At 61.9% G+C, this 659-nt stretch carries 1 protein-coding gene; it reads left to right on the top strand.

Going from position 1 to position 659, the window contains the following annotated elements; all coding sequences use genetic code 11:
- Nucleotides 1-387 (top strand): HVO_A0114 family putative DNA-binding protein (locus DY926_RS15645; RefSeq protein WP_338034349.1); only part of this gene is annotated, 387 nt, incomplete at its 5' end.
- Nucleotides 388-659: the final 272 nt, after the last annotated feature.

Below are 659 nucleotides of genomic sequence, written 5' to 3' on the forward strand. Positions count from 1 at the left end.
GGCGGACTTCTGGAAAGACGTGGAAACCTGGAGGGAAAGACAGTGAGAACGGTAACTCTTGGAATATCCTCCCTGCAGGAGACAAGGCGGCGGGCAGCCGCCGCGTTCCGTGGTGAACATGTGGGGGAGTTCATCAGTTTCGCCAGCGTGGATCTCCTGTGGCGTGTCCTGACCACAAAGCGTTGGGACATACTCAGGGCTATGACCGGGCAGGGTGAAATGGCCATTCGCGAAGTCGCCCGCCGGGTGGGACGTGACGTCAAGGCCGTTCATGGCGACGTGCAGGCTCTCCTGTCGGCCGGCGTCCTGGACCGCACCGAAAGCGGCCACGTGCTGTTTCCCTATGACGCCGTTCATGTGGATTTCACTTTGCGCAAGGCACTCTGAGCAGCTCCCGTCCGCGTTCAGCAACCATGGACGTGCGATCTTCTTAAATACGGGTGGCCCTTCGGGTTCGGTCGCCAAGCTTCTCCAGGCGGCTGTGCCGCCAGGAGAAGTCCAGCCCCCTGCGGGGTCTGTCCGCGTTCGCGCTAATGCTCCCCCACATCCTTGTTCACGATCGGCATGAAGTCGAAAAATGGATCGGGGAGCGTGACGGCTCCTCAACCTCCCTGTCACGCCTGCGGCGCGCCAGGGAGGCCCGTTACGGGGATTACGGC

It is taken from the genome of Komagataeibacter melaceti, from assembly GCF_003403295.1.
Lineage (GTDB): Bacteria > Pseudomonadota > Alphaproteobacteria > Acetobacterales > Acetobacteraceae > Komagataeibacter > Komagataeibacter melaceti.